Here is a 2,566-nt window from a genome sequence, read left to right on the forward strand (position 1 = left end):
CTCCTCCGCGCTGCGTGCGCCGATGAGGACGGTGGTGACGGCGGGGTGGCGGTGGGGGAAGCGCAGGGCCGCGGCGGGCAGCGGGACGCCGTGGGAGGCGCAGATGCGTCCCAGCTCGCGCGCCCGTTGCAGCACGGCGGGCGGGGCGGTGTCGTAGTCGTAGGTGGTGCCGCCGGCGAGGATGCCGCTGTTGAACACCCCGCCCGCGATGACGGCCACCCCACGCCGTTCGCATTCGGGCAGCAACTCGGCGGCGGCGGTGCGGTCGAGCAGGGTGTAGCGTCCCGCGACCAAGACGGCGTCCAGGTCGGTCTCGCGGACGAACCGGGTCAGCATCTCGGCCTGGTTCATCCCGGCGCCGATCGCGCCGACCACTCCCTGATCGCGCAGCTCGGCCAGCGCCGGGTAGGCCTGGCCGGCGGCCTGCTCCCAGTGGTCGTCGGGGTCGTGGATGAACACCAGGTCGAACCGATCGAGCCCGGTCCGGCGCAGGCTGTCGTCCAGCGAGCGCAGCACCCCCTGGCGGCTGTAGTCCCGCACCCGCACATAGCCGGTGCGGCCGGGAAACCCCTCCTCCTCCCCCTGGCCGGGCACCAGCACCCGGCCGACCTTCGTGGACACCACCGCCTGCCCGGCGGCGCCGGCCGGCAGAGCGCGCAGGAACCGCCCCAGCCGCTGTTCGGCCAGCCCGCTCCCGTAGTGCGGCGCGGTGTCGAAGTAGCGGATCCCCGCCTGCCAGGCGGCGGCCAGCACCTGCTCGGCCTGGTGCTCACTCACCGGCGCGAACAGCCCGGCCAGCGGCGCGGTCCCCAGCCCGTACCGCCCCAGCCTGCCCGCCAAACCAGCGGCGGCGGAGCCGGCTGCCCGCCCGCCCCGGCCACCGGCGAAGTCGGCTGTCACGAGGTCACCGGCCTCAGCCGCAGCCCGGCCATCCCGCCGTCCACGGCCAGCTCCACCCCGGTCGTCGACCCCGCCCGCGGACTGGCCAAATACGCCACCGCGTGGGCGACCTCCTGCGCGCTGACCAGACGGCCGTGCGGCTGCCGGCCACACAACGCCGCCCGCTCGGCCTGCGGATCGTCGGCGGCCTCCAGCAGCCGCCCGACCCAGGGGGTGTCCACCGTGCCGGGACTGACGCAGTTGACCCGGATCCCCTCACCGATATGGTCGGCCGCCATCGCCCGGGTCAGCGCCAGCACCGCCCCCTTGGACGCCGAATACAACGCCCGCCGCGGCAACCCCGCCGTCGCGGCGACCGAACAGGTGTTCACGATCGCCGCATACGGCGAGTCGCGCAGGTACGGCAGCACCGCCCGCGTCACCCGGGCGATCCCCACCACATTCACATCGAACACCCGCAGCCACTCGGCGTCGTCGTTGTCGGCCACCGTGCCCTGCGCGCCGATACCCGCGTTGTTCACCAGCACATCGATCCGGCCACAGGCCTCCGCCACCGCCGCCACCGCCCCACGCACCGAGGCATCGTCGGTCACATCACACACGAACCCGGTGTCCTTCAAATCCAGCACGGCGACCCGGGCGCCCCGGGCGGTCAGCTCCTCGGCCACCGCCCTGCCGATGCCCGACGCCCCACCGGTGACGATCGCCACCAGACCGTCGAACTCTCCCCGGCTCATGCCACCCCCTCGCCTCGCGGCTCAGGGTCACGTGAGCGAAACGCACCGCGCCCACCGATTCGCTCGCCTTGCTCACTCATGCCTGGCCCATCCGCTGACGCTGGCGGCCCAGACCGTCGATCTCCAGCTCCACCACATCCCCCTCCCGCAGATAGGCCTGCGGGCCACGCCCCAGCGCCACACCCGCCGGGGTGCCGGTGTTCACCACATCGCCCGCCTCCAGCACCATGAACTGGCTGAGATACCAGATCACGTGATGCACACCGAAGATCTGATTCTTGGTGGTCCCGTTCTGCCGCAACTCCCCGTTGACCCACAACCGCAACCCCAGCGCCTGCGGATCACCGACCTCATCCGCCGTCACCAGCCACGGACCCAGCGGGTTGAACGTCTCACACGACTTGCCCTTGTCCCACTGACCACCACGCTCGTTCTGGAACTCCCGCTCCGACACATCATTGGCGATCGCATACCCCGCGATCACGCCCGACGCCTCCTCGGGAGACGACAGATACCGCGCCCTGCCGCCCAGGACCACCGCCAGCTCGACCTCGTAGTCGGTCTTCACACTGCCCCGCGGCACCAGCACCTCATCATCGGGACCGACCAGCGTGTTGGACGCCTTCATGAACACCACCGGCTCCGCCGGGACCGCCGCCCCCGTCTCCTCCGCATGATCGGAATAATTCAACCCGATACACACGATCTTCCCCGGCCGGGCCACCGGCGCGCCCACCCGCTCATACGGCCCCACCTCCGGCAGCCGCCCCTCCGCCAGCGCCGACCGCACCCGCTCGACCCCACCCCCCGCCAGAAACGCACCATCGATGTCGGCCGTCACCGACGACAGATCCAGCACCCGGCCATCCGGCCCGAGCACACACGGCCGCTCCTCACCCACCGGTCCCACCCGCAACAGCTTCACGATC

General features: G+C 71.9%; 3 protein-coding genes. All 3 read right to left on the bottom strand.

Translation table 11 applies throughout. From position 1 onward, the window contains the following. Positions 1 to 900: aldo/keto reductase (locus tag IL992_RS45375; RefSeq protein ID WP_319019260.1), on the bottom strand; the 900-nt coding region annotated here is incomplete at its 3' end. Next, the gene (locus tag IL992_RS45380; protein ID WP_193209476.1) at positions 897 to 1,637 is read right to left on the bottom strand and encodes an SDR family NAD(P)-dependent oxidoreductase; all 741 of its coding nucleotides are present in this window, start codon (positions 1,635 to 1,637) and stop codon (positions 897 to 899) included. The genes IL992_RS45380 and IL992_RS45375, both read right to left, overlap by 4 nt. Positions 1,638 to 1,713: 76 nt before the next feature. Then, the coding region (locus IL992_RS45385; RefSeq protein WP_226874981.1) for a fumarylacetoacetate hydrolase family protein at positions 1,714 to 2,566 on the bottom strand (853 nt) is incomplete at its 5' end.

Origin of the sequence: Microbispora sitophila (genome assembly GCF_014892245.1) — a bacterium.
GTDB lineage: Bacteria > Actinomycetota > Actinomycetes > Streptosporangiales > Streptosporangiaceae > Microbispora > Microbispora siamensis.